This is a genomic window from Dolomitihabitans soli (assembly GCF_022213955.1).
Taxonomy (GTDB): Bacteria; Actinomycetota; Actinomycetes; order Streptosporangiales; family Streptosporangiaceae; genus Streptosporangium_A; species Streptosporangium_A soli.
The window spans coordinates 17360-38035 of the sequence record NZ_JAKNTW010000015.1 but is presented as its reverse complement, the minus strand read 5'-3'; the positions used below and the strand labels follow the sequence as shown (position 1 = coordinate 38035).

Here is a 20676-nt window from a genome sequence, read left to right as displayed (position 1 = left end):
CGGGACGAAAGGGCGGGGGAGGTTACCGGCTCACTCGGGTTTCGGTGCCCGCCAGCACGTTGCCCGGGTCGGTGGCGACCAGGACGAACGTCGCCCCGGAGGGGTCGGCGTACACGTTGAAGTTCGCCGAGCTGTCGCCCAGGTGGAACGACGCCTTCCCGCTGCAGTCGCTCTTGATGTTGTAGGAGAGCGTGATCGGGGTGTGGTCGTTCACCAGGGCGTCCTTCACCACGAAGGTGGCGATGCCGGTGCCGCCGCCCTTGCCGTCGAAGTAGTCGAGGCCGCCCGTGGAGATCGGGATGCTCTCGCCGCTCGGGGACACCGACGTGCCGTTGGCGCCGAAGATGTAGTGCCCCTTCAGCGTGGCGTTGCTGCACTGGATCGTCGACTTGCTGGGCGCGGCGGCGTTGGCGTTGGTGGGGCCGACGAACGTGAGGGTACCCGCGGTGGCCAGGACGCCGGCCGAGGCAAGGACGGCGATGCTCTTGCGCGGGCCGATTATGGAGATGAGTGATCGGGACATGAGTCGCTCCACTTCTGGATGTTCGGAGGCGTGAAAGGCTCAGGCGCGCTGGAATACTGACATCGTTCGTAAACCGATGCTTCTCCTTCTTTGCGGTCATGGTGCTTTGTTTCCGGCCGTGATGGCCGCCGCCCGGGGAAGGCGGCAGGAAGCCCGCTGAGGAGAAGGAGGGGACATACCACTGCCAGCGGACGCGCCATCGAACCGTCGAACCTCGTCCGGTGCTTCCAGAAGGCCTGCGGCAAAGCGAAAGTCCGGATGGTCAACGTCCACGCGACCCGGAAGACCTGCGCGTCCCTCCTCGTCGCCCTCGACGTAGACCCCCGCGTAGCCATGCGGATCCTCCGGCACGGCCAGATCGCGGTCACCATGAACATCTACAGCGAAGTCAGCAACGAAGACACCCGCAAAGCGCTCAAGCGCCTCGGTGCCCAGCTCGATTCGTAGCCGTAGCTGTATTTCGCAGCTGTACAAGATCCAAAAGGCCCCTTACGATCACCGTAAGGGGCCTTTGAGCTGGGAGCCGACGAGGGGAATCGAACCCCTGACCTGCTGTTTACAAGACAGCTGCTCTGCCAGCTGAGCTACGTCGGCGCGGCCTAACAGTGTAGCCGTCCTGAACGCTCAGCGTCACCATTCAAACGCGATCAACGGCGGCGTGATGCCACCTCGTAGAGGGCGATGCCTGCGGCGACGCCTGCGTTGAGGGACTCGGCGGCGGTGTGCATGGGGATGCGGACGACGAGGTCGCAGGTTTCGCGGACCAGGCGGGAGAGGCCCTTGCCCTCGGAGCCGATGACGACGACCAGGGGCTCGGTGAGGAGGTCGGCGTCGGCGAGGTCGACGGTGGCTTCGCCGTCCAGGCCGACCACGAAGAGGCCGGCCTCGCGGTAGTCGCGGAGGGCGGCGGTGAGGTTGGCGGAGCGGGCGACGGGGAGGTTGGCGAGCGTGCCGGCGGAGGTCTTCCAGGCGCCGGCGGTGACGCCCGCGGAGCGGCGGGAGGGGACGAGAAGGCCGTGGGCGCCGAAGGCCGTGGCGGAGCGGGCGATGGCGCCGAGGTTGCGGGGGTCGGTGACGCCGTCGAGAGCGACGATCAGCGGCACCTCGGCGGCGTCCTGCGCGTGGACGACGAGGTCGTCGGGGTGGGCGTATTCGTACGGCGGGAGCTGGAGGGCGATGCCCTGGTGGACGGCGCCCTCGGTCAGCCGGTCGAGCTTGTCGCGGGAGACCTCCAGCAGGGCGATGCCGCGCTCGGAGGCGAGTTTGATGGCCTCACGAACCCGGTCGTCGCTCTCGACGCGCTGGCCGATGTAGAGCGTGTTTGCGGGCACGCCCGCGCGCAGGGCCTCGACTACCGGGTTGCGGCCGCCCATGAACTCGGGGGCGTCCTCACGGCGGGGACGGCGTGCGGCGGTGGGACGCTCGGCCCCGGAGCCGCCGGCGCGCGGCTTGTCCTTGAACCAGTGCCGCATATGGGCAGGGGGCGTCGCACCCTTGCCCTCCAGCCCGCGGCGGCGGTTGCCGCCGGTGCCCTTGGTCGGATTCTTCTTCTTCGCGGGTCTGCCGGACCCTTTACCCCCACCAGCCATGGGCATCAGCCTAAGGGCTTCAGCGGGCTACTTCCCACCGCGGACCCGCGGGGGTGTCCTCCACCAGGATTCCGGCGGCGGCGAGTTGGTCGCGGATGGCGTCGGCGGCGGCGTAGTCGCGGCGGGCGCGGGCGGCCTGGCGCTGCTCCAGAGCCACCATGACCAGGGCGTCGACGGTCTGGCGCAGCCCGGAGTGGTCGCTGGAGGAGCGCCACTGCTCGGCGCGCGGGTCGAGGCCGAGCACGTCGAGCATGTTCTGCGTCTCGGCGAGAAGCCTGGCGACCTGCTCCTTGTTGCCCTGGGCGAGCGCGACGTTGCCCTCGCGCACCACCTCGTGCACGACGGCGAGCGCCTGGGGAACTCCCAGGTCGTCGTCGAGCGCGTCGGTGAAGGTCTGCGGGAGCGGCGCGTGCGCGTCGACGTCGTGGATCACCTCGGCGGCCCTGGTCACGAAGCCCTCGATGCGCCGGTAGCCGGCGGCGGCCTCCTGCAGGGCCTCCTCGGAGTAGTCGATCGCGCTGCGGTAGTGCGGCGCGACGAGGTAGTAGCGAAGCTCGACGGCCCTGACCTTCTTGAGCATCTCGGGGATCAGGAGCGAGTTGCCGAGCGACTTGCTCATCTTCTCGCCGCCCATGGTGAGCAGGCCGTTGTGCATCCAGTAGCGGGCGAAGCCGTCGCCTGCCGCCTGTGACTGGGTCAGCTCGTTCTCGTGGTGCGGGAAGATCAGGTCGACGCCGCCGCCGTGGATGTCGAAGGTCGGCCCGAGATATTTGGTCGCCATCGCCGAGCACTCCAGGTGCCACCCGGGGCGGCCGGGGCCCCAGGGGGTGGGCCAGGTGGGCTCGCCGGGCTTGGCGCCCTTCCAGAGCGCGAAGTCGCGCGGGTCGCGCTTGGCGGTGTCGGTGTCGGTGTCGCAGGCGGCCCGGATGTTCTCCAGCTTCTGGTTGGAGAGCGTGCCGTACCGGTCCGCGTAGGACACGACGTCGAAGTAGACGTCGCCGCCGGCGGGGTAGGCGTGACCGGCGTCGATCAGGCGCAGCATCAGCTCGATCATCTCGGGCACGTGCCCGGTCGCGCGCGGCTCGACGGTCGGCGGCAGGCAGCCGAGCACCTGGTAGGCCCAGGTGAAGGCCCGCTGGTTGCGCTCGGCGACGACGAACCAGGGCACGTCTTCCACTCCGGCGACCCGGATGATCTTGTCGTCGATGTCGGTGACGTTGCGGCAGAAGGTGACGTCGTAACCGCTACGGGTCATCCAGCGCCGGAGGACGTCGAAGTTGACGCCCGAGCGGATGTGTCCGATGTGCGGCGGAGCCTGCACGGTGGCACCGCACAGGTAGATCGACGCCCGGCCGGGCTCGACCGGAACGAACTCGCGGACCGCTCGCGTGTTGGTGTCGTAGATGCGCAGGCTCACGAAGGCTAGGCTAACGCCTCACCCCGCCTCACAAGCCGCGTTGTGCGACGTTGAGGTTCAGTGGCGCATCCGAGCCTGGTCCGGGGTGACCCTCGCGATCACTCGTTGCACGTCAGGCTGGTCCTTGGTCCACGGGACGCCGAGATACTTGCCGGAAAGCTCCTGGATGAGGGTGCCACCTGGGTCGTCGGTGAAAGCGACCCTTCCCCGCACAGTGGCGTAGTTGTACGGATCGTCCGGATCGATTACCAGCAGCGAGGCGCGGGGGTCACGCTCGAAATTGCGATGCTTTAGCCGACCCTTGACCGTGGAGAAAAGAATGTCGTCTCCATCGGTCTTCACCCAGATGACGGTGGACTGTGCGCTTCCGTCGACGTTCAAGCTGGTGATGGTGGCGAAGTTGGGGCCGTCGTACAGCTTCCTGACGTCCTCGGGCAACGGTGGCATGGGCTCTCCCCGCTCGGTGGATGCTCCGATCATGTCAGACGCACTCGGTAGGCTCGAAGGGCCATGGACGCATCTCCCCCCGCGGCGGCAGGCCAGTCCTCCCGCCCGTCCCCAGCCACCGAGCCGGGCCGCATGACGCTGACCCTGCGCCGCCTCGGGATCGCTCTCACCGGTCTCGGAGTCACCGCGCTAGGCGCCACCGCGTGCGTCCTGTCGTTCGACGACTTCCGCGTGCTGGCCGAGAAGGGCCAGGCACGCGCCGACCTCGCCTACCTGTATCCAGCCGGATTCGACGCCCTGCTGGCCGTCGCGCTGATCAGCGTCCTGCTGTTGCGCTCCGCGCGTCTGCACGTCCGCCTCCAGGCCGCCGTGGTGCTGGTCCTGCTGGTGCTGGCGGCCGCGACGGTCGAGGTGACCACCGCCGTGGGCACCACCATCGATGTACGGCAGGCAGCCGTCGGCGTGGCCGTGACCCCCTGGGTCATGCTGGTCATCGCCCTCTGGCTGTGGCTGTTGATGATCAAGCATGCGCACGACAGACGCGGTACGGCCGGCCAGGCGACCGGCGATCAGGACATCGTGCCCTTCCACCGCGCGCCCGTCCCCGAGCCACCGGCGGCCTCGGCGCCCGAGCCCGCACCCGCCCCGGACCCCGTACCCTCCCCTGTCCCCTCCTTCCGAGCGGTCACACCCGCCGAACCGGCCGGGCGATCGACCGCAGCCCCGGTCGCGGAGCCGGTGTCAGCCCCGATCGCAGAGCCGGTCGCGGAGCCGGTGTCAGCCCCGGTCGCAGGACCGGCCATCGCGGAGCCGGTCATCACGAAGCCTGTCACGAAGCCGGTATCAGAGCCGGTCGCAGGACCGGTCATCGCGGAGCCGGTCGCAGCGGAACCCGCACCCGCCGCCGCGAGCAGGGCAGGAGAAACGTCCGACTCCTCGCGCGCCACACCCCCGCCGTTGCCGGTCCGCGTGGCAGGGGCCAACCCGAACCCCAGGTCACGCTCCCTCCCGCCCCGCTCACCCGACCTCCCACTCCGCTGGGGCGACCTGATCCGGAGCAGTTCCACCCGCGAACCGACGCAGGACATCCTCGTCCACCCTCGCCCGGCCCCCGAGACACCCGGGGAGGGCGCAGTAGGACAGCGGGTCGAGAGCTGGGAGACGGCCGGCCCTCAGGACTCCGACGAGAACGACACCCCGCCGCCTGCCGTACGAGAGGCGGACAAGGACACGGACACGCAGCCTCTGCGCGCCTTCGGCCGGGGACGTTCCCGCACGGGCGCGCGGGACACCGAGCCGGACGTCGAACACCCGGCCGCAGCCGTGGACGACGATCTCGACACCGGCCCGGACACCGAGCCGGACATCGGCCCGGTAACCTACACGGATCCCATCCACGGCGCCGACCTGGCCGACGGCGAGGAGCAGGAGCAGGACGCCCCCTCCACCGGAGAGACACCGTCCGCTCCACCGTCAGGACGCATGCGCAGCACTCCGCTGCCCCCCGAGGACTGACGTCCGCCGTCGCCGCAGGGCGGCATTCCGCCGCCCCCGGGGACCGACCACCGCCGTCACCGGGCGGCATTCCGCTGCCCTCTGAGGACATCACCTCAGGGCGGCATTCCGCTGCCCCCGAGGACCGGCCACCGCCGTCACCGGGCGGCATTCCACTGCCCCCGGAGACCGGCCACCGCCGTCACCTCAGGACGGCGCTTCGCTGCCCCCGAGGACCGGCCACCGCCGGGCGGCATCCGGCTGCCGCCGGAGGACTGACCGCCGGGGAACTGACTGCCGGGGAACTGACCGCCGGGGAACTGACCGCCGGAGGGCACCGGCAGCCGGAAGGCGCCGGCCGCCGGCATCCGTGAGCCACGGACCAGCGTGCGACACGGGTGCGCACAAGCGACCCGCCCGGCCGTGGAAGGCCGAGCGGGTGCGGGCGGGCGGTATGGGGTGACGCGTGGTCAGCGACTGGTACGGCGAAGGCCGGCGACCAGGCCGACGCCCACGACGGCGAGCACGATCTGCAGGGCGAGTTCGATCCAGTCGGGGCCGGACGTCGTCTGCACCTGGAGGACTTGGGCGATGAGCGTGCCCACGAGCGCGGCGACGATTCCGACGACGATCGTCAGGATCCAGCCGATCGGCTGCCTGCCGGGAAGCAGTAGCCGGCCGAGCGCACCGACGACGGCTCCGATGACGATCGCGCCGAGAATGGACTCGATGGTCATATCAACCTCCCCGTGAGAGCGACATCTTCACTCTCACGGGCAGCCCTTTACCCTATATCGCCGCACTAATCGCGATTTTCGCGAACTCGCAGGTAAATGGGTCAAGCGCGACCTCGGCCGGCCGTCATCCGGCTGACTATGAGCACTCCGACGACCGCGAGAATGATCTGGAACGCCAGCTCGATCCAGTCGACGCCGGACGTGGTGGCCACGCCGAAGAGTTGCGCGATCAGAGTGCCGATCAGCGCGGCGACGATGCCGACGATGATCGTGAGGCCCCAGCTCATGTTCTGGCGCCCCGGGACGATAAGGCGTGCGAGGGCGCCGATGATGGCGCCGATCACTACCGCCCAGATGATGGTTCCGATCATGTCGAGCTCCCCCGTTATCGCTGACATGCCCTACTAACAGGGGAAACTACCCACTAATCCGCAGGTGAAGCGGGTGACGGCCCGCACCGCGCCAGATGCGGACCGCCGCCCTTGATGATTCGGCGAGCATCCGCGCCGCCCGCCGGGACACCCATAAGGGATCCCGTTGATTAGACGCGTTTCCTGGACGCCAGGTTGGCCCCGTTATGAGGAAAGATCTGCCAATTGCCGGAAAACGGCGGTCAGGAAACGGAGTCAAGGATGATCGCGGTCGCGACGGCGGCCACGCCCTCGCCACGGCCGGTGAGGCCGAGTCCGTCGGTGGTGGTCGCGCTGACGCTCACCGGCGCACCCGCCGCCTCGCCCAGCGCCTTCTCCGCCTCACTTCGGCGAGGCGCCAGCTTGGGGCGGTTGCCGATCACCTGGATCGCGATGTTGCCGATCTGGAAACCCGCCGCACGCACCTGGCGGGCGGTCTCGGCCAGCAGCACGGCGCCCGAGGCACCTGCCCAGCGAGGATCGGAGGTGCCGAACAGCGCCCCCAGGTCGCCGAGCCCGGCGGCGGAGAGCAGTGCGTCGCAGGCTGCATGGGCGGCCGCGTCGCCGTCGGAGTGGCCCGCCAGACCGGTCTCGTCCGGCCAGTACAGGCCGGCGAGGTGCAGCGGGCGTCCGGATGCGAACGGGTGGACGTCGACGCCGACGCCCACCCTCGGGAACAGTGCGCTCAGGAGTTGAGAACCTCGTCGAGCAGGGCCTCAGCCTTGTCCTCGTTGGTCTTCTCCGCCAGCGCGAGCTCGCTGACGAGTATCTGGCGCGCCTTGGCCAGCATGCGCTTCTCGCCTGCGGACAGGCCGCGCTCCTTGTCACGCCGCCAAAGGTCGCGAACGACCTCGGCCACCTTGTTGACGTCGCCGGACGCCAGCTTCTCTAGGTTGGCCTTGTAACGACGGGACCAGTTGGTAGGTTCCTCGGTGTGCGGCATGCGGAGGACGTCGAAGACGCGTTCAAGGCCTTCCTGGCCGACCACGTCACGCACGCCGACCAGCTCAGCGTTCTCAGCCGGCACCTGGACGGTAAGGTCGCCCTTGTCGACCTTGAGCACCAGGTAGGTCCTTTCCGCACCTTTGATGGTTCGGGTCGTGATGGCTTCGATGCGAGCAGCCCCATGGTGGGGGTAGACGACCGTGTCGCCGACCTGGAAAGTCATGTGACAGATACCCCTTCCGCTGTACTCCAGAGTACCACGCATCCACAGGCTCCCGAAACAGTGAAATCACCATAACTGCAGGTCAAAGCCTCATTTTAGGGCTTGACAAGCGGTCGACTATGTGAAGCGCAAAGGCTGACATAGTGGATGACCTGCATGGGTATGCCCCTACCTCAGGTGCTGGACCGGGTTTCCCGCCGGATAGGGTTGGCCTGCCCTATCACACTCTTCGTCCTCGAAGACACCTCGAAAACACCCTCGAAACACCCTCGCAGACGCCCTCGCAGGCACCCCCGAAAAAGTCCCCCGAGAAGGAGACCCCGAACCGTGACCAGCATCAGCCGTCGCTGGGTGGTTTTCGCCGCGATCCTCGCAGCCGCCCCGGCTCTGGCCGGCTGTGCCGCCGGATTCGACGCCAACACCAGCAAGCACTACGCCCCCACCGAGGCGACGTCGATCAAGGTCAAGGAGATCGTCGTCGACCAGGCGTTCATTCTCGGCCCCGACTCCGGCGGCTCGCTGCCCCAGGGCGGATCCGCGCCGATCTACCTGTCGGTCGTGAACACGGGCCAGAACTCCGACACGCTCGTCAGCGCCACCACCAACGGCAACGGCACCGTGAAGATCGACACGCCCATCACGCTGTGGACCAACAAGCGGGTGAGCAGCGGCGTCCCCACCCCCAAGCTCAACATCGAGGGCCTCACGAAGACCCTCACCGGCGGCGAGAGCATCATCGTGAACCTCCAGTTCGCCAACACGGGCACTGTGGCGGTGACGATGCCGGTGATCGCCCGCAGCCGCGAGTTCGCGACCCTGCCGCCCGTCCCCGGCGCCATCGCGCCCCCGTCCCCGGCGCCCTCCGCCACCCCGGCGGCCCCCACCGGGCACTGAGCAGCCGCTGAGCAGGCACTGAGCACAGGACTCGGCGACGGTGCGGCGGTCATCGGCACGCACCCCGCCAGGCGTTGAACGAACGACCGGCCCGCCGTACGAGAGACGGCGGGCCGGGGTCGCGCAGGTTCGGGGAGGTCAGTCCTCCACCGGGTCGAACTTGTAGCCCAGCCCGCGCACGGTCAGGATGCACCGCGGGCTGGAGGGGTCGGCCTCCACCTTGGCCCGCAGCCGCTTGACGTGCACGTCGAGGGTCTTCGTGTCGCCCACGTAGTCGGCGCCCCAGACGCGGTCGATGAGCTGGCCTCTGGTCAGCACCCGCCCGGCGTTGCGCAGCAGCACCTCCAGCAGCTCGAACTCCTTCAGCGGCAGCTGCACCTGCTGGCCGCGGACCGCCACGATGTGCCGGTCGACGTCCATCCGGACCGGCCCGGCGGCCAGGATCGCCGACTCCAGCTCCTCCACGTCCCCCTGGCGGCGCAGGACGGCGCGGATCCGCGCCACCAGCTCCCGCGAGGAGAACGGCTTGGTCACGTAGTCGTCGGCGCCGAGTTCGAGGCCCACCACCTTGTCGATCTCGCTGTCCTTGGCCGTCAGCATGATGACGGGGACCTTGGACCGCTGGCGGAGCGAACGGCACACCTCGGTGCCGGGCAGGCCGGGGAGCATGAGGTCGAGAAGCACCAGGTCGGCGCCGTTGCGGTCGAAGGTGTCGAGCGCCTCGGGACCCGTCGCCGCGACCGCGACCTCGAACCCCTCCTTGCGCAACATGTACGACAGCGCGTCGGAGAACGACTCCTCGTCCTCGACAACGAGTACGCGGGTCATTTCGCGGCCTCCAGGGGATCGGTGGTTGTGCTTGGTACGGGAATCGCGATGCCGCCGAAGGCGGGCAGGCGAAGGGTGAAGGTGGAGCCGGAGCCTTCCTTGCTCCAGACCGTCACCTCGCCGCCGTGCGCGACGGAGACGTGCTTGACGATGGCCAGGCCGAGGCCGGTGCCACCGGTGGCCCGTGAGCGGGCGGCGTCGACGCGGAAGAACCGCTCGAAGATCCGCTCCTGGGCTGATTCCGGGATGCCGATGCCCTGGTCGCTCACGCTCAGCTCCACGGAGTCTCCCGCGGGACGCGCGCTGACCACGACGCGGGTGTGCTCCGGGCTGTAGGCGACCGCGTTGTCGATGAGGTTGCGGAGGGCGGTGACGAGCAGTTCGTCGTCGCCCCAGACACGCAGGCCCTCGGTGCCGCCGGCGACGAGCGTGATGTCCTTGGCCGCCGCCTTGGTGTTGCACCGGTCGATGGCCTCGTGCACGGACTCGTCGACGGAGACGGGGCCGGGGGTCGGGATGGGTTCGCCGCCCTGGATCCTCGACAACGTGATCAGGTCCTGGACCAGGTAGGTGAGGCGGGCGGCCTCGTGTTGCATACGGCCGGCGAAGCGGGTGACCGCCTCGGGGTCGTCGGCCGCGTCCTGGATGGTCTCGGCCAGCAGGCTGAGCGCGCCCACCGGCGTCTTGAGCTCGTGGCTGACGTTGGCCACGAAGTCGCGCCGTACGGCCTCCACCCTGCGGCGCTCGGTCTGGTCCTCGGCGAGGACGAGCACCTGGCCGTGCGAGCCCAGCGGGGCCACCCGTACGGCGAAGCTGGTCGTCTCCTGGCCGAACTTGTGCCCGGCCACCTCGATCTCGCTCTCCCTGATCTCGCCGTCCCTGCGCACCTGCCTGGCCATGGCCAGCAGCTCCACGGCCATCAGGTGGTCGCCCTTCACCAGGCCGAACGCCCTGGCCGCCGAGCTGGCACGCAGGACCCGGTCGGCGCGGGAGAGCACCACGGCGGAGGAGGGAAGCACGGCGAGGACCGAGGCGACCCCCTGCGGCAGCAGGGCACTCGGGTCCGTTTGGTCGGTGACGTCGGCCGCGCGCCGGTTCTCGTTGTGGTTGCGTATGACCAGTACGGCCACCGCTCCCACTACGAACCCGGCCAGCGCCGCCAAACTCGCCAGTAGCTCGCTCACACTTCCGATGGTAGGCCGGAGAATCGGGGTAACGAGCTACTGACATGGGGATGACCACGGCGTTTCCCGCAAAGTTCACGTACTGGTCGAGGTTCGTTAATCATCGCGCGCGTACGGTTGCGGCATGCGCGACGCCTACCACGAAGAGCTCGACTCCCTCACCGACCGGCTGGTCGAGATGACCCGGCTGGTCCGTTCGGCGATCTCCCGGGCGACCACCGCACTCCTGGACTCCGACCTGCAGCTCGCGGAGAGCGTGATCTCCCAGGATGACGAGGTCAACCGGATCTACGCCGAGATCGACTCGACGATCTTCGAGTTGATGGCCAGGCAGCAGCCGGTGGCGGTCGACCTGCGCATGGTCATCACGGCCCTGCGGATGGGCTCCGACCTGGAGCGGATGGGCGATCTGGCCGAGCACGTCGCCAAGATCACGCGGCTTCGCCACCCCGACTCCGCGATCCCGCCCGAGCTGCGCTCGACGATCCTGGAGATGGGGCAGATCGCCGAGCGCCTGGTCACCAAGGCGGGCAGCTGTGTGGCCTCGCGGGACGTGGAGTCGGCGCTGGAGCTGGAGCAGGACGACGACGCCATGGACAAGCTGCACCGCAAACTGTTCCGGGTGCTGCTGGCCAAGGACTCGAAGTACGCCGTGGAGCAGGCCATCGACGTCACGCTGATCGGCCGCTACTACGAGAGGTACGCGGACCACGCCGTACGCGTGGCCCGTGACGTGGTCTACCTGGTCACCGGCTCCCGCCCGCAGGAGCTGTAGCAGACGCGCGGCGGAGCGTCCGGTCGAGGACGGCGAACGTGGCGTCGTCCAGCATCTCGGCGTGGCCGCCGACGAGATGGCGCTCCACGATCTCGAGTACCACAGTCTCACTCCGAGCGACCTTTTCCGCGAGGTAGTCCGGCCCTGCCTTGGCGGGCGCGTCACTACGCAGGTAGGTGACGTCGGCGAAGTACGGCAGCACCCACGGCAGCGAGTTGCGGGTGAACGAGTCGCCGATGAGCAGGGTCCGGGGTTGGTACAGCGGCGCCCGGTCCGAGGCGTTGGCGGTGCTGAACGACACGGGCAGTTCTCGATCGTCCTGCCGGAACCGCCGCACGCCGTCCCGGACGAGTCTCCACCGGTCGATGGTCTCCTCGAGGGGTATGCCGAGCAGCCCGCCCAGGTCGCCGCTTCGCGACGCCTGCCCGGCTTTCACCAGCCGGGTTTCTCGGGACAGGCCGGGTTGGAGCGCCCGGGCCAGTTCCCTGCCGTACAGACCGGCGGAGCGCTCGTTCCAGTGGCTGTCGGTCCGCCAGTACGCCGGCGTGCCGGACTCCCGCTGCGCCCGCTCCAGCGGGTCCCGGAGATCTATGTGACCGGGCAGGTGGGCCGCCCGCAGCGCTGCCCAGAACTCCTGCTTGCGTTTCCCCAGGCAGGCCTGGCCGGGGAAGCGTTCCGGCAGCCGGTCCGGGTAAATCGTGGTCTTATCGGGGGCCACCGTGAAAAGGAACCGCCTGCCGGATCTTCGCACGATCTCGGCCAGGCGGCGCAGGCGTTTCAGGGTCTCGGCGATGGACCAGCGTGGCCGGCACGCCTCGGTCACGTCGTCGCCGAAGTAGAGCCAGCCGTCACGCCCCTCGATCACCCGCGGATAGCCCGGGGCGCCCGCCGTGCCGTACGACGGCGCCTCCTTGAACAGGAATTCCGACAAGGCGGCGTTGCCACGGACCGCGTGCCGGCGCAGCGGCAGGTGAGCCGTCGCCCAGGCCTCCATGTCCGGGATGACCTCCCAGCCGCGCGACAACGCCGGGAACTCCGGCAACCTCCGGTTCTCGAGCTCCACCGCCCGATCGCCCGCAGCGAAGGCCAGCGCGGGACCGGCGAAGAACAGCGCCGCGGCCAGCAACGTCATCGGTCGCCGCGCCGATGGGCGGCGGCCCCGGGCTGGGGATGGGGCCGGTTCGGTCCGTTCAGCGGTCATCGGTGCCCTCACTCGGAAACTCGTCAGAACTGGTAGTAGAGGAAAGGGCTGAAGGTGCCGGCGGCGACGAGCATCGCCGCGTAGGGGGCCGCCACCCACGTCACCGCGGCACGGGCCAGCCGCACCGCCACCGGGCCCCCGTCCGGATGGATCAGCGGGCCGACTGCCGACGAGGTCGGCAGTGCCACCACGACCAGCGCCAGCGCGAAGACGGCCATCCGCTGGTGGTTGGCGGCGAACGCGACGAACTCGTCGAGCTCGCCCGGCCGCCAGGTGAACATCGCCCGCAGCATGCCCCCGGCCTCGGCCATGCTCTCCGCCCGGAAGAACACCCAGCCGACCACGACCAGCAGCAGGGTCATGCCGCGGCGCAGCACCAGGGCCCAGGCGGCGCCGGGCGGACGATCCCAGCCGAGCAGCCGTTCGGCCACCAGCAGGACGCCGTGGTACAGGCCCCACACCAGGAAGGTCCAGCCGGCGCCGTGCCAGAAACCGCACAGCACGAAGATGATCAGTAGGTTGCGGTAGGTCTTCGGCGCCCCGCCACGGTTGCCGCCCAGCGGGATGTAGACGTAGTCACGGAACCAGCGGGACAGCGACATATGCCAGCGCCGCCAGAAGTCGGTGACGGAGTACGCCGAGTACGGCCGGTCGAAGTTCTCCGGAAGCCGGAACCCGAACATCATGCCGAGGCCGACGGCCATGTCCGAGTAGCCGGAGAAGTCGAAGTAGATCTGCAGGGCAAAGGCCGACGCCCCCAGCCACGCCGTCGGAGTGTTGATCGGGCCGCCGGCGTGCGCGAACGCGGCGTCCGCGATGGCGGCCAGCGAGTCGGCGACGATCACCTTCTTGGCCAGGCCCAGGGCGAAGCGGGGAAAGCCCGCGGCGAGGTCGCCGAGGCGGTCCCGGGGGGTGTCGCCGAGCTGCCCGGCGATCTCGTGGTACCGGACGATCGGCCCGGCGATGAGCTGGGGGAACATCCCGATGTAGGTGATGAACCGGACAGGGCTTCGCTGGGCGGGCGTGCTCCCGCGGTAGACGTCCACCACATACGACAGGTGGTGGAAGGTGAAGAACGATATCCCGATCGGCAGGGCCAGGGTCACGATCGGGCTGTGGCCCAGCCCCAGCGCGCCCGCCAGGGCGTCGATCTGCAAGCTGGCGAAACCGGCGTACTTCCACACCGCGAGCATCGCCAGATTCCACCCGGCGGTCCCCAGCAACACATTGCGGCGCGCCCGGGGCCGTTCCCGCAGCCGCGCCGAATCGAGCGCGAGGCCGGCCCCGTAGTTGACGGCGATGGCCGACAGCAGCAGCAGGGTGTACGGCCCGGCACCCCAGGTGTAGAAGAGCAGGCTGGCCGCGGCGACGACCATGTTGCGGTGGCGCGGCGGGAGTACCCAGTAGGCCAGCAGCGTGGCCGGCATGAAGAACCACAGGAACAAGGGGGAGGCGAACGACATCGGTGTCCCAGAGACTTTCAAAAGACGGGGAGGACACGACGCAGGTAAACAGACGGCCGATCATGCGGGCATAACCGGATTTGGTTATGCCCGCGTTATTTCGCCGCTGCCAGGCTTGAACGACGGTGGGCACGTGGCGCCCAATGAAACCCGAAGAAAACCCGAAGAAGAAGTATGGGTGCACCGAAAGGCGCGGGGAGGAAACGATGCGGATCTTGGTCGCCGAGGACGAGCGGATGCTCGCCGACTCGGTCGCGGCCGGCCTTCGTGGAGAGTCGCTGGCCGTGGACGTCGCCTACAACGGCGAGGCGGCCCTGGAACGGCTCGCCGTCCATGACTACGACGTGCTCATCCTGGACCGGGACTTGCCGCGGGTGCACGGCGACGACGTCTGCCGGAAGGCGGTCGAGGCGGGCGGGCGGGTCCGGATCCTCATGCTCACCGCCGCCGGCGACGTGCGGAGCCGCGTGGCGGGCCTGTCCCTGGGCGCCGACGACTACCTGCCCAAGCCGTTCGCCTTCGAGGAACTGCTGGCCCGGGTGCGCGCGCTGAGCCGCCGCGCCAACGCCGCCGATCCGCCGATCCTGGAACACGCGGGCATCAGCCTCGACCCGGCTCACCTGCAGGTCTTCCGCGCCGGCCGTTACGTCCCGCTGGCCCGCAAGGAGTTCGGCGTGCTCGCCCGGCTGCTGCGGGCGCGCGGCGCCGTGGTATCGGCCGAGGAGCTGCTGGAGAAGGTGTGGGACGAGCGCATCGACCCGTTCACCAACACGGTGCGGACCACGATGATGAAACTGCGCCGCAAGCTGGGCGAGCCCCAGGTCATCGAGACCGTCCCAGGGGTCGGGTACCGGATTCCATGAGAACGACGGTCCGGTTGAGGTTCGCCCTGCTGTTCGGCGTCATGTCCCTCCTGATCGGCGCCCTGCTGCTGGCCGTCGTCCTCCTCGTTGTCCGGCAGGGGCTCCAAGCCCCGGATTTGGGCCCTGCGGTGCTGCTGACCGACGACGGGAGGTATGTGCCGATGGACCGCCGCCTCGTGCAACACGAAGGGGCGCGCGTGGTGGGCTACCTGCGCGACACCATGCGCAACGCACGCGACTGGGGAGCCCTCGCCCTGCTCGGAACCACCGTGATCGCCAGTGGGGCCGGTTGGTGGGCGGCCGGTTGGGCGCTTCGCCCGGCCCGGAAGGTGACGTCTGCCGCCCGGCGGGTGGCGCAGAGCCACGACCTGACCGAGCGCATCGGCTACGACGGGCCGGACGATGAGATCAAGGAGGTGGCCGACATCTTCGATCTCATGCTCGGACGGCTGGCCCGCGTCCTGGACGGGCAGCGGCGGTTCATCGCCAACGCCTCGCACGAGTTGCGCACCCCGCTCGCCGTCAACCGCACCCTGGTGGAGGTGGCGATCCGCGGGCCTGGCGCGGCCACGGAGGTCAGGCGGCTCGGCGAGTCGCTGCTGCTGGTCAACGCCAGACACCAGCGGCTGATCGACGGCTTGCTCGCGCTGGCCGAGGGCGAGCAGGCGATCCTCGACCGAAGCCCGTTCGACCTGGCCGACGTGGTGGAGCATGTCGCGGGCCAGGCGGCGACGGAGGCCGGGGAACGCGGGGTCACCGTGCACAGCGTGCCGGAATGCGCCCCGACCACGGGTGACCCCGCACTGGTCGAGCGGCTGGTGCAGAACCTCGTGGAGAACGCGATCAGGCACAACCTGCCGGACGGCGAGGCGTGGGTGACCAGTCAGCGGTGCGGCGACATGGTGGAGCTGGTGGTCGCGAACACCGGGCCCGCCGTGCCGCCGTACGAGATCGAGGCGATCTTCCAGCCGTTCCGGCGGCTGCACGGCGACCGGCTGGACTCGGAGCGCGGCAGCGGGCTCGGTCTGTCGATCGTCCGGGCCATCGCCGTCGCGCACGGGGGCACGGTCGCCGCGCGGCCGCGCGACCAGGGTGGTCTCACGGTCACCGTGCGGCTGCCGTACGAGGCGTGGTGAACCTGCCCACCACCAGGAGATCAGCGCATGCCGAGAAGCGAAAGGTCGGCCAGGAGGGTCCGCGGGCACAGCGAAGGGTGCCGAGGATCGGTCGGTGAAGACAGACCTCGACACCCTTCGCCTCACACAGAACGTGACGATCGATGACTGGCTCGGGCATCCACCACGAACGGGCCGAGCGCCGAAACCGAGTCGCTCACCCCGAGGCCGCCAAGGCGACTCCGAGACCGACCGCCGACCGGACTCAGGACGTGCTCGTCCTGGGGCTACCTGCCCTGGTTGGCGACGGCCTCGATGGCGGCCTTGGCGGCCTCCGGGTCGAGATATCTGCCGCCGGGGGCGACCGGCTTGAAGCTCTCGTCGAGCTCGTAGCTCAGCGGGATGCCGGTCGGGATGTTGAGCCCCGCGATCTTCTCGTCGCTGACCCCGTCGAGGTGCTTGACCAGCGCCCGCAGCGAGTTGCCGTGCGCGGCCACGAGCACCGTGCGGCCGGCCGCGAGGTCGGGCACGATCTCGTCGTACCAGTACGGCAGCATGCGGTCCACGACGTCCTTGAGGCACTCCGTGCGGGGCATCAGCTCCGGCGGCAGCAGCGCGTAGCGGGCGTCGCCGGCCTGGCTGTACTCGTCGTCGTCGGCGATCGGCGGCGGCGGGGTGTCGTAGGACCTGCGCCAGAGCATGAACTGCTCGTCGCCGAACTCCGCGCGGGTCTGCGCCTTGTCCTTGCCCTGCAGCGCGCCGTAGTGCCGCTCGTTGAGCCGCCAGGACCGCCGCACCGGCAGCCACAACAGGTCTGCGGCGCCGAGCGCGAGGTCGGCGGTCTGAATCGCCCGCGTCAGCAGGCTCGTGTGCACCACATCGGGCCGGACGCCCGCGTCGAGCAGCAATTGCCCGCCCCGCCTCGCCTCGGTCTCGCCGGTGGCCGAGAGGCTGACATCCACCCAACCGGTGAACAGCCCCTTCGCGTTCCAGTCACTTTCGCCATGCCGCAACAGCACCAAAGTCGCCATGGGCACCAGCTTATCGACGCTCGGGATCCGCGAACCTCGCGAACGCCCGCAGGTTGGCGAGCGACTCGCCGCGTTTGGCCCGCCACTCCCACTCCCGCCTGATCGAGGAGGCGAACCCGATCTCCAGGGCCCGGTCGAAGGACTCGTCGGAGTAGGTCAGCACGCAGCCGAGCAGCCGGTCGACCTCCTCGTCGGAGACCGCGCCCAGCGGCAGCCTGCCGACCAGGTAGACGTCGCCCACCTCGTCGAGCGAGAAGTGCACGCCGTACATGGAGCCGTTCTTGGACAGCAGCCAGCGGTAGAACTGGGCGTGGTTCTCGTCGGGCTGCCGGCAGAAGAACGCCTCCACGTGCAGCACCTGGTCGCCGACGATGAGCCAGGCCATCGTGGCCAGTTTGTGCTGGCCCGGCAGTTTGACCAGGAACGCGCCGGGCCGGGGCTGCTCGTACGACGCCTCGGCGGCCTGCAGCGCCGACTCCACCACACTCGCAACGCTCATGCGGGCCACCTTACGAGTTGACCGCCACGGGCATGTGGTGCAGGTGCGCCATGGCTCCCGCGTAGACCTCGGCCAGCCGGGACGCGGTCGCCGACCAGCCGAAGGCCGCCGCGTGCCCGACGGCGCCGGCGGACAGGGTCGCCACCCAGTCGGGACTGCGCACGAACCTGGTCAGCACCCGCGCCCAGTCGTCCGGATCGTGCCCGTCGACGAGCACCCCGGAGACCCCGCCCCGTACGGCGGTGCGCAGCCCGCCCACGGCGGCGGCCACCACCGGCGTGCCGCACGCCTGCGACTCCAGGGCGACCAGGCCGAAGGACTCGCTGTGCGAGGGGACCACGGTCACGTCGGCCGCGCGGTACCAGTCGGCGAGTTCGTCCTGCGGGGCGGGCGGCACCAGCCGTACGACGTCGCTGATGCCCAGCGACTCCGCCAGGTCGGCCAGCAGGGACGGGCGGGACAGGCCGTTGCCGCTCGGGCCGCCGACGAAGGCGAGGATCAGGCGGGAACGAAGGGCGGGGTCCTCGATCAGCATCCTGGCGGCGGCGCGGAGCAGCACGTCGGGGGCCTTGAGCGGCTGGATGCGGCCGACGAACAGCAGCACGTGCGCGTCCTGCGGCAGGTCGAGCCGGTGCCGCGCCGCGCCCTGGGAGGCGGGCTGGAAGACCGAGAGGTTGACGCCGGGGTTGACCACCGCCACCTTTCCGGGCGGCGCGCCGTACAGGTCGATGAGCTCCTGGGCCTCGGCGGCGGTGTTGGCGACGAGGCGGTCGGCGATCTCGACGACCTGTTCCTCGCCGAGCACGCGGGCGGTTGGCTCGGGCCGGTCGTCGTCGGCGAGCAGCAGGTTCTTGACCTTCGCCATGGTGTGCATGGTGTGCACGAGCGGCACGCCCCAGCGTTCCTTGGCCAGCCAGCCGACCTGGCCGGACAGCCAGTAGTGGGAGTGGATGACGTCGTAGCGGCCCGGGTCGTACGTCGCCTCGGTGCGCAGCACGCCCGAGAGGAAGGCGCAGAGCTGGCCGGGCAGATCGCCCTTGTCCAGTTCCTCGTAGGGGCCGGCGGTGACGTGGCGCACGGTCACGCCGGGAACCAGTTCGACCGACGGCGGCAGGCCGCGCGCGGTCTGCCGGGTGAAGATCTCTACCTCGACGTTCAGCTCCGCGAGGCGTTTGGCCGCCTCCACGATGTACACGTTCATGCCGCCCGCGTCGCCGGTGCCCGGCTGGTCCAGCGGGGACGTGTGCATGCTGATCGTCGCGACCCGGTTGACCCGTCGTCGCCTCACCTGACACCACCTCCAGAGGGGTATCAACCACCCCGAACCATCCGTGATTCCCCGGCATGCGACTAAACAGGGCCGGGTCCGCCGCGCGGCGGGGTGCTGGCAGGATGAGGAGCCATGACGAAGACGGCTGTGGTGACCGGGGCGAGCAGCGGCATCGGGGCGGCGACCGCGCGGCGGCTGGCGGCCGAGGGCTACCGGGTCGTCGCCGCGGCGCGGCGGCGTGACCGGCTCGACGAGCTGGCCGCCGAGGTGCCCGGGGTGACGCCGGTGACGCTCGACGTCACCTCGCAGGAGTCGGTCGACGCGCTGCTCGCCGGGCTCGACCGGTGCGACGTGCTGGTCAACAACGCCGGCGGCGCGTTCGGCCTGGATACCGTCGCCGCGGCCGACCCCGCCGACTGGCAGCGGATGTACGACACGAACGTGCTCGGCACGTTGCGGGTGACCAAGGCGTTGCTCCCCAAACTGGTCGAGTCGGGCGACGGCGTGCTGCTGATGCTCACCTCGACGGCCGGGCTGATCTCCTACGAGGGCGGCGGCGGTTACTGCGCCGCCAAGCACGCGCAGACCGCGATGACCGAGACCCTGCGGCTGGAGCTGGTCGGCGAGCCGGTCCGGATCGTGGAGATCGCACCCGGCATGGTGCGCACCGACGAGTTCGCGGTGAACCGGTTCCGCGGCGACGCCGCCGCCGCCGCCCGCGTCTACGCGGGCGTGCCCGATCCCCTCACCGCCGACGACGTGGCCGACGCGATCGCCTGGTGCGTCACCCGCCCCGCCCACGTCAACGTCGACCGCCTGGTCATCAAGCCCCGCGCCCAGGCCGCCCAGCACAAGGTCCACCGCGTGACGGCGACCCCTTCGTGACCCTTGTGAACTCCCCGTGACCGGCCGGCGCGGGTGAGCGCGCGGCACCGCCCGGCCGGCCTGGTCGGGGCGGTCACCCGCGGCACCACCGGCCACAACCGGCTGCGCCGCGCCGACCGCTGGATCGCCGCCGTGTACGGCGGGCTCCTCCGCTCGGCGTCCCGCCCGCTGGTCGTCGATCTCGGGTACGGCGCGTCGCCCGCCACCACCGTCGAGCTCTTCCTGCGGCTCCGCCGGATCTGCCCCGGCGTCGAGGTCACCGGCATCGAGATCGACCCGGGCCGGGTCGCCGCCGCGCTGCCGTACGAACGGCCCGGCCTGACCTTCGCGCTCGGCGGCTTCGAGTTGCCCGTCACCCGCCCGCCGCTGCTCGTCCGCGCCTTCAACGTGCTCCGCCAGTACGGCGAGGCGGAGGCGTGGGAGGCGTGGGAGCTGATGCGTTCGCGGATCGACCCGGCCGGGGTGATCGTGGAGGGCACGTGCTCGGAGGTCGGGCACCGGGCGGCCTGGGCGGCGATCGGCGGGGAGGGGCCGCGCACGCTGACCCTCTCCGCCCGGTTCACCGGGTTCGAGCGGCCCTCCGACCTGGCCGAGCGGCTGCCGAAGACGCTGATCCACCGGAACGTGCCCGGCGAGCCCGTGCACGCCCTGCTCACCGAGCTCGACCGCGCCTGGGCGATCTGCTCGCCGTACGCGTCGTTCGGGAGGCGGCAGCGGTGGCTCGCCACGGTGGAGACGCTCGCGGGGTCGTGGCCCGTCTGCGCCCGCCCGCCGCTGGGCGGCCGGTCCCGCTGGCGGCTCGGGGAGCTGACCCTGCCGTGGGCGCCGGTGGCCCCCTCGAAGTGCGCGTAGGCTGTGTGCCCAAGAAGACGCCGATCGGGGG

General features: G+C 70.0%; 23 protein-coding genes and 1 tRNA gene. 8 read left to right on the top strand and 16 right to left on the bottom strand.

What is annotated here, in order from left to right; all coding sequences use genetic code 11:
- Positions 1–22: 22 nt before the first annotated feature.
- Entirely contained in the window at positions 23–523 is a 501-nt protein-coding gene (locus MBA17_RS27505) for a hypothetical protein (protein ID WP_238499492.1), read from the bottom strand.
- Between the two features lie 90 nt (positions 524–613).
- Between MBA17_RS27505 and MBA17_RS27500 the strand changes: the two genes are divergently transcribed.
- Positions 614–970, top strand: a complete 357-nt coding sequence (locus tag MBA17_RS27500) for a tyrosine-type recombinase/integrase (RefSeq protein ID WP_238499491.1) — start codon at positions 614–616, stop codon at positions 968–970.
- Between the two features lie 74 nt (positions 971–1044).
- Here the strand turns inward: MBA17_RS27500 and MBA17_RS27495 are convergent.
- The 4 genes from MBA17_RS27495 to MBA17_RS27480 form a co-directional block, all read right to left on the bottom strand.
- A tRNA-Thr gene (locus tag MBA17_RS27495) sits at positions 1045–1117 on the bottom strand.
- 53 nt (positions 1118–1170) lie between these two features.
- Positions 1171–2112 (bottom strand): 23S rRNA (guanosine(2251)-2'-O)-methyltransferase RlmB, encoded by a 942-nt coding sequence (gene rlmB / locus MBA17_RS27490; protein ID WP_238499490.1) that lies wholly within the window; start codon positions 2110–2112, stop codon positions 1171–1173.
- A 19-nt stretch (positions 2113–2131) separates the two neighbouring features.
- On the bottom strand, positions 2132–3529 hold the full coding sequence (cysS, locus tag MBA17_RS27485) for a cysteine--tRNA ligase (protein ID WP_238499489.1): 1398 nt from the start codon (positions 3527–3529) through the stop codon (positions 2132–2134).
- Positions 3530–3586: 57 nt separating this feature from the next.
- Positions 3587–3976 (bottom strand): PPOX class F420-dependent oxidoreductase, encoded by a 390-nt coding sequence (locus MBA17_RS27480; RefSeq protein WP_238499488.1) that lies wholly within the window; start codon positions 3974–3976, stop codon positions 3587–3589.
- Positions 3977–4039: 63 nt separating this feature from the next.
- On the opposite strand from MBA17_RS27480, the gene MBA17_RS27475 reads away from it, so the two are divergent.
- Positions 4040–5491, top strand: coding sequence for a DUF2637 domain-containing protein (locus tag MBA17_RS27475; RefSeq protein WP_238499487.1), 1452 nt, complete (start codon positions 4040–4042; stop codon positions 5489–5491).
- Between the two features lie 449 nt (positions 5492–5940).
- Here the strand turns inward: MBA17_RS27475 and MBA17_RS27470 are convergent, their stop codons facing one another.
- The 4 genes from MBA17_RS27470 to MBA17_RS27455 all read right to left on the bottom strand — a co-directional run bounded on the left by MBA17_RS27470 (position 5941) and on the right by MBA17_RS27455 (position 7785).
- Positions 5941–6207 (bottom strand): GlsB/YeaQ/YmgE family stress response membrane protein, encoded by a 267-nt coding sequence (locus tag MBA17_RS27470; protein WP_238499486.1) that lies wholly within the window; start codon positions 6205–6207, stop codon positions 5941–5943.
- Positions 6208–6308: 101 nt separating this feature from the next.
- Positions 6309–6578, bottom strand: a complete 270-nt coding sequence (locus tag MBA17_RS27465; protein ID WP_238499485.1) for a GlsB/YeaQ/YmgE family stress response membrane protein — start codon at positions 6576–6578, stop codon at positions 6309–6311.
- Between the two features lie 242 nt (positions 6579–6820).
- Positions 6821–7285, bottom strand: coding sequence for a 2-C-methyl-D-erythritol 2,4-cyclodiphosphate synthase (gene ispF / locus MBA17_RS27460; RefSeq protein ID WP_238499484.1), 465 nt, complete (start codon positions 7283–7285; stop codon positions 6821–6823).
- A gap of 17 nt (positions 7286–7302) precedes the next feature.
- On the bottom strand, positions 7303–7785 hold the full coding sequence (locus MBA17_RS27455; RefSeq protein ID WP_238499483.1) for a CarD family transcriptional regulator: 483 nt from the start codon (positions 7783–7785) through the stop codon (positions 7303–7305).
- Between the two features lie 327 nt (positions 7786–8112).
- Here MBA17_RS27455 and MBA17_RS27450 point away from each other — a divergent pair, with 327 nt between their 5' ends.
- Positions 8113–8679 carry a copper chaperone PCu(A)C gene (locus MBA17_RS27450; protein WP_238499482.1) on the top strand — a complete coding sequence of 189 codons (567 nt, stop codon included), beginning with the start codon at positions 8113–8115 and terminating at the stop codon, positions 8677–8679.
- A 138-nt stretch (positions 8680–8817) separates the two neighbouring features.
- Here the strand turns inward: MBA17_RS27450 and MBA17_RS27445 are convergent, their stop codons facing one another.
- Together MBA17_RS27445 and MBA17_RS27440 are read right to left on the bottom strand one after the other, a co-directional pair.
- Complete coding sequence (locus MBA17_RS27445; protein WP_238499481.1) at positions 8818–9507, bottom strand: response regulator; 690 nt, start codon at positions 9505–9507, stop codon at positions 8818–8820.
- A complete protein-coding gene (locus tag MBA17_RS27440; protein ID WP_238499480.1) occupies positions 9504–10691 on the bottom strand; it encodes a sensor histidine kinase in 1188 nt (395 codons plus the stop codon). The genes MBA17_RS27445 and MBA17_RS27440 overlap by 4 nt, the downstream gene beginning before the upstream one ends.
- A gap of 124 nt (positions 10692–10815) precedes the next feature.
- Here MBA17_RS27440 and phoU point away from each other — a divergent pair, with 124 nt between their 5' ends.
- Positions 10816–11466 (top strand): phosphate signaling complex protein PhoU, encoded by a 651-nt coding sequence (gene phoU / locus MBA17_RS27435; RefSeq protein ID WP_238499479.1) that lies wholly within the window; start codon positions 10816–10818, stop codon positions 11464–11466.
- Here the strand turns inward: phoU and MBA17_RS27430 are convergent.
- On the bottom strand, positions 11438–12598 hold the full coding sequence (locus MBA17_RS27430) for an alginate O-acetyltransferase AlgX-related protein (protein ID WP_238499478.1): 1161 nt from the start codon (positions 12596–12598) through the stop codon (positions 11438–11440). The two genes, phoU and MBA17_RS27430, sit on opposite strands and share 29 nt — an antisense overlap.
- A gap of 92 nt (positions 12599–12690) precedes the next feature.
- Complete coding sequence (locus MBA17_RS27425; protein WP_238499477.1) at positions 12691–14130, bottom strand: MBOAT family O-acyltransferase; 1440 nt, start codon at positions 14128–14130, stop codon at positions 12691–12693.
- Positions 14131–14336: 206 nt separating this feature from the next.
- On the opposite strand from MBA17_RS27425, the gene MBA17_RS27420 reads away from it, so the two are divergent.
- Together MBA17_RS27420 and MBA17_RS27415 are read left to right on the top strand one after the other, a co-directional pair.
- Positions 14337–14993: a response regulator transcription factor gene (locus MBA17_RS27420; RefSeq protein WP_238499476.1), complete on the top strand. Its 657-nt coding sequence runs from the start codon at positions 14337–14339 to the stop codon at positions 14991–14993.
- The gene (locus MBA17_RS27415) at positions 14990–16129 is read left to right on the top strand and encodes a sensor histidine kinase (RefSeq protein WP_238499475.1); all 1140 of its coding nucleotides are present in this window, start codon (positions 14990–14992) and stop codon (positions 16127–16129) included. The genes MBA17_RS27420 and MBA17_RS27415 overlap by 4 nt, the downstream gene beginning before the upstream one ends.
- A 266-nt stretch (positions 16130–16395) precedes the next feature.
- Here MBA17_RS27415 and MBA17_RS27410 read toward each other — a convergent pair whose 3' ends face one another.
- From MBA17_RS27410 to mshA, 3 genes are read right to left on the bottom strand one after another with little or no spacing between them, the layout of a single operon-like run.
- On the bottom strand, positions 16396–17139 hold the full coding sequence (locus MBA17_RS27410; RefSeq protein WP_238499474.1) for a phosphoglyceromutase: 744 nt from the start codon (positions 17137–17139) through the stop codon (positions 16396–16398).
- 10 nt (positions 17140–17149) lie between these two features.
- Positions 17150–17638 carry a type III secretion system chaperone family protein gene (locus MBA17_RS27405; protein ID WP_238499473.1) on the bottom strand — a complete coding sequence of 163 codons (489 nt, stop codon included), beginning with the start codon at positions 17636–17638 and terminating at the stop codon, positions 17150–17152.
- Positions 17639–17648: 10 nt separating this feature from the next.
- The gene (gene mshA, locus MBA17_RS27400) at positions 17649–18926 is read right to left on the bottom strand and encodes a D-inositol-3-phosphate glycosyltransferase (RefSeq protein WP_455432869.1); all 1278 of its coding nucleotides are present in this window, start codon (positions 18924–18926) and stop codon (positions 17649–17651) included.
- 114 nt (positions 18927–19040) lie between these two features.
- Between mshA and MBA17_RS27395 the strand changes: the two genes are divergently transcribed.
- The gene (locus MBA17_RS27395) at positions 19041–19793 is read left to right on the top strand and encodes an SDR family NAD(P)-dependent oxidoreductase (protein ID WP_238499472.1); all 753 of its coding nucleotides are present in this window, start codon (positions 19041–19043) and stop codon (positions 19791–19793) included.
- Between the two features lie 33 nt (positions 19794–19826).
- A complete protein-coding gene (locus tag MBA17_RS27390) occupies positions 19827–20645 on the top strand; it encodes a class I SAM-dependent methyltransferase (RefSeq protein WP_238499471.1) in 819 nt (272 codons plus the stop codon).
- The last annotated feature ends 31 nt before the right edge of the window (positions 20646–20676 follow it).

What these genes read in the sequence shown, in the direction of transcription:
- MBA17_RS27505 (WP_238499492.1), bottom strand. Translation starts at nt 523, where the DNA reads ATGTCCCGATCACTCATCTCCATAATCGGCCCGCGCAAGAGCATCGCC.
- rlmB (WP_238499490.1), bottom strand. Translation starts at nt 2,112, where the DNA reads ATGGCTGGTGGGGGTAAAGGGTCCGGCAGACCCGCGAAGAAGAAGAAT.
- MBA17_RS27480 (WP_238499488.1), bottom strand. Translation starts at nt 3,976, where the DNA reads ATGCCACCGTTGCCCGAGGACGTCAGGAAGCTGTACGACGGCCCCAAC.
- MBA17_RS27475 (WP_238499487.1), top strand. Translation starts at nt 4,040, where the DNA reads ATGGACGCATCTCCCCCCGCGGCGGCAGGCCAGTCCTCCCGCCCGTCC.
- MBA17_RS27470 (WP_238499486.1), bottom strand. Translation starts at nt 6,207, where the DNA reads ATGACCATCGAGTCCATTCTCGGCGCGATCGTCATCGGAGCCGTCGTC.
- MBA17_RS27465 (WP_238499485.1), bottom strand. Translation starts at nt 6,578, where the DNA reads ATGATCGGAACCATCATCTGGGCGGTAGTGATCGGCGCCATCATCGGC.
- MBA17_RS27455 (WP_238499483.1), bottom strand. Translation starts at nt 7,785, where the DNA reads ATGACTTTCCAGGTCGGCGACACGGTCGTCTACCCCCACCATGGGGCT.
- MBA17_RS27445 (WP_238499481.1), bottom strand. Translation starts at nt 9,507, where the DNA reads ATGACCCGCGTACTCGTTGTCGAGGACGAGGAGTCGTTCTCCGACGCG.
- phoU (WP_238499479.1), top strand. Translation starts at nt 10,816, where the DNA reads ATGCGCGACGCCTACCACGAAGAGCTCGACTCCCTCACCGACCGGCTG.
- MBA17_RS27430 (WP_238499478.1), bottom strand. Translation starts at nt 12,598, where the DNA reads ATGACGTTGCTGGCCGCGGCGCTGTTCTTCGCCGGTCCCGCGCTGGCC.
- MBA17_RS27425 (WP_238499477.1), bottom strand. Translation starts at nt 14,130, where the DNA reads ATGTCGTTCGCCTCCCCCTTGTTCCTGTGGTTCTTCATGCCGGCCACG.
- MBA17_RS27420 (WP_238499476.1), top strand. Translation starts at nt 14,337, where the DNA reads ATGCGGATCTTGGTCGCCGAGGACGAGCGGATGCTCGCCGACTCGGTC.
- MBA17_RS27415 (WP_238499475.1), top strand. Translation starts at nt 14,990, where the DNA reads ATGAGAACGACGGTCCGGTTGAGGTTCGCCCTGCTGTTCGGCGTCATG.
- MBA17_RS27410 (WP_238499474.1), bottom strand. Translation starts at nt 17,139, where the DNA reads ATGGCGACTTTGGTGCTGTTGCGGCATGGCGAAAGTGACTGGAACGCG.
- MBA17_RS27405 (WP_238499473.1), bottom strand. Translation starts at nt 17,638, where the DNA reads ATGAGCGTTGCGAGTGTGGTGGAGTCGGCGCTGCAGGCCGCCGAGGCG.
- MBA17_RS27395 (WP_238499472.1), top strand. Translation starts at nt 19,041, where the DNA reads ATGACGAAGACGGCTGTGGTGACCGGGGCGAGCAGCGGCATCGGGGCG.